Annotated in this window: 1 tRNA gene and 2 rRNA genes; all 3 read right to left on the bottom strand. The window is 55.1% G+C overall.

Annotation, left to right across the window (positions count from 1 at the left end):
- Positions 1–75: 75 nt before the first annotated feature.
- Positions 76–152 (bottom strand) — tRNA-Met (locus S2M10_RS04700).
- 87 nt (positions 153–239) lie between these two features.
- Positions 240–354, bottom strand: a 5S ribosomal RNA gene (gene rrf, locus S2M10_RS04695).
- A gap of 121 nt (positions 355–475) precedes the next feature.
- Positions 476–3,267, bottom strand: a 23S ribosomal RNA gene (locus tag S2M10_RS04690).
- Positions 3,268–3,301: the final 34 nt, after the last annotated feature.

Here is a 3,301-nt window from a genome sequence, read left to right as displayed (position 1 = left end):
ATGATGGGCTGTGACTGCGTGTTGGCGGAAACGACAACGCCGCCCGTGAGGGCGGCGTGTGGCGTTCTGTAGCGGTGGTTGCGGGGGCAGGATTTGAACCTGCGGCCTTCAGGTTATGAGCCTGACGAGCTACCGGGCTGCTCCACCCCGCGCCAATGCTGGTGCCCTTTGTGGGGGCGAACGGGGGACATGTGAATGGGCTTTTCCTGTTTCCGTGCACGCTACACACCGGCTTCAATGCCTGGCGGCGACCTACTCTTCCATTGCTTGAGCAATAGTACCATCGGCGCTGTCTGGTTTCACGGCCGAGTTCGGGATGGGATCGGGTGGGTCACAGACGCTATGGCCACCAAGCAATGAAGCCGGTGTGGGCGTGTTGGGAAACAGGGGTTATCAAATCGTGCACGGTTAAAGGCTGGGATGTTCATCCACCCGCTACCCAACAACCCAGGGTTGTCGATGGGGGTGTGAAACTCTCAAGCGCGAAAAGAGCAATTAGTATCGGTTAGCTCCACGCGTTACCGCGCTTCCACATCCGATCTATCAAGGTCGTGGTCTTCGACCGCTCTATGAAATCTTATCTCGAGGGAGGCTTCCCGCTTAGATGCTTTCAGCGGTTATCCCGTCCATACATAGCTACCCAGCTGCGCCGTTGGCACGACGACTGGTACACCAGAGGTATGTTCAACCCGGTCCTCTCGTACTAGGGTCAACTCCTCTCAAATTTCGACGCCCACGGCAGATAGGGACCAAACTGTCTCGCGACGTTCTGAACCCAGCTCACGTACCACTTTAATTGGCGAACAGCCAAACCCTTGGGACCTGCTCCAGCCCCAGGATGTGATGAGCCGACATCGAGGTGCCAAACAACCCCGTCGATATGAGCTCTTGGGGGTTATCAGCCTGTTATCCCCGGCGTACCTTTTATCCGTTGAGCGATGGCCCTTCCACGAGGGACCACCGGATCACTATGACCGACTTTCGTCTCTGCTCGACTTGTCAGTCTCGCAGTCAGGCTGGCTTATGCCATTGCACTCTAACAGCCGGTTTCCAACCGGCCTGAGCCAACCTTCGCGCGCCTCCGTTACTCTTTAGGAGGCGACCGCCCCAGTCAAACTACCCGCCACAGAGGGTCCCTGTACCGGATGACGGTACGAGGTTAGACAGTAAAGAACAACAGGGTGGTATTTCACTTGGTGGCTCCACACCAGCTGGCGCCGGTGCTTCAAAGCCTCCCACCTATTCTACACAGTTGTTCTCCACTGCCACTCTGAAGCTGCAGTAAAGGTGCACGGGGTCTTTCCGTCTAACCGCGGGTACTCCGCATCTTCACGGAGAATTCAATTTCGCTGAGCATGTCCTGGAGACAGTGGGGAAGTCGTTACGCCATTCGTGCAGGTCGGAACTTACCCGACAAGGAATTTCGCTACCTTAGGACCGTTATAGTTACGGCCGCCGTTTACCTGGGCTTCATTTCGGAGCTTGCACTCCTCCACTTAACCTTCAGGCACCGGGCAGGCGTCAGGCCCTATACGTCGTCTTGAAGCCGACTTAGCAGAGCCCTGTGTTTTTGCTAAACAGTCGCTACCCCCTGGCCTGTGCCCCCTGCAACTGGTTGCCCAGATGCAGGGCCTCCTTCTTCCGAAGGTACGGAGGCAATTTGCCGAGTTCCTTCAGGACACTTCTCTCAAGCGCCTTGGTATACTCTACCAGACCACCTGTGTCGGTTTCGGGTACGGTCTATACGGTGGGGCTATTTCCCGGGACTGCTTCGAAGCCAGTTCAATCCGATAAGAACTGACAACACACGCAATCCGTCACACACCACCAGGCCCACGAATATTAACGTGGTTCCCATCGACTACCCCCTTCGGGCTCGTCTTAGGGGCCGGCTCACCCTGCGCGGATTAGCCTTGCGCAGGAACCCTTGGTCTTTCGGCGAGAGGGCATCTCACCCTCTTTATCGCTACTCATGTCTGCATTCGCACTTCCGATACCTCCATGGTCGGTTACCCTTCCACTTCACAGGCTTACGGAACGCTCCGCTACCGCGTGTCTTACGACACACCCTAAGCTTCGGTGCACGTCTTGAGCCCCGTTACATCTTCGCCGCAGGAACCCTTGTTTAGACCAGTGAGCTGTTACGCTTTCTTTAAAGGATGGCTGCTTCTAAGCCAACCTCCTGGTTGTTTTGGGATTCCCACATGCTTTCCCACTTAGACGTGACTTGGGGACCTTAGCTGTAGGTCAGGGCTGTTTCCCTTTTGACGACGGACCTTAGCACCCGCCGTCTGTCTCCCGGATATCACTCCTAGGTATTCGGAGTTTGGTTAGAATTGGTAGATCTCGCGACCCCCGCATCCATCCAGTGCTCTACCCCCTAGGGTGTTCATCCGAGGCACTACCTCAATAGTTTTCGCGGAGAACCAGCTATTTCCCGGCTTGATTGGCCTTTCACCCCTAAGCACAACTCATCCGGTAACTTTTCAACGTTAATCGGTTCGGACCTCCAGTGCGTGTTACCGCACCTTCATCCTGGTCATGCATAGATCGCCGGGTTTCGGGTCTAATGCATCAAACTCAGTCGCCCTATTCAGACTCGCTTTCGCTGCGCCTACACCTATCGGCTTAAGCTTGCTTGATACATTAAGTCACAGACCCATTATGCAAGAGGTACGCTGTCAGGCCTCAAGGACCCTCCAACTGCTTGTAGGCATTCGGTTTCAGGTACTGTTTCACTCCCCTCATCGGGGTGCTTTTCACCTTTCCCTCACGGTACTAGTTCGCTATCGGTCATGTACGAGTATTTAGGCTTGGAGGGTGGTCCCCCCATGTTCAGACAGGATTTCACGTGTCCCGCCCTACTCGAGTCTTCTAACATCACTTTCGCATACGGGGCTGTCACCCGCTATGGCCACCCTTTCCAGAGTGTTCTGCTAGTTGAATTAGAAGCACTGGCCTGGTCCGCGTTCGCTCGCCACTACTAACGGAATCTCGGTTGATGTCTTTTCCTCCGGGTACTGAGATGTTTCAGTTCGCCGGGTTCGCTTCACCAAAGCTATGTATTCACTTCGGTGATACCTTGCCCCAATTAACTCGGCAGTTGATTGCGCAACCGCTGAATTAATTGGTGAAGGTGGGTTTCCCCATTCGGAAATCGTCGGGTCAAAGCTTGCTCACAGCTCACCGACGCTTATCGCAGCGTGCCACGTCCTTCATCGCCTGTACATGCCAAGGCATCCACCAAATGCCCTTACCTCACGCTTGAGAGTCCACACCACCAACGACAACGCTGGGCGCT

This window comes from Sphingomonas sp. S2M10 (genome assembly GCF_012650175.1).
Classification (GTDB): Bacteria; Pseudomonadota; Alphaproteobacteria; order Sphingomonadales; family Sphingomonadaceae; genus Sphingomonas.
This window is presented reverse-complemented; position numbering and strand designations above follow the sequence as displayed.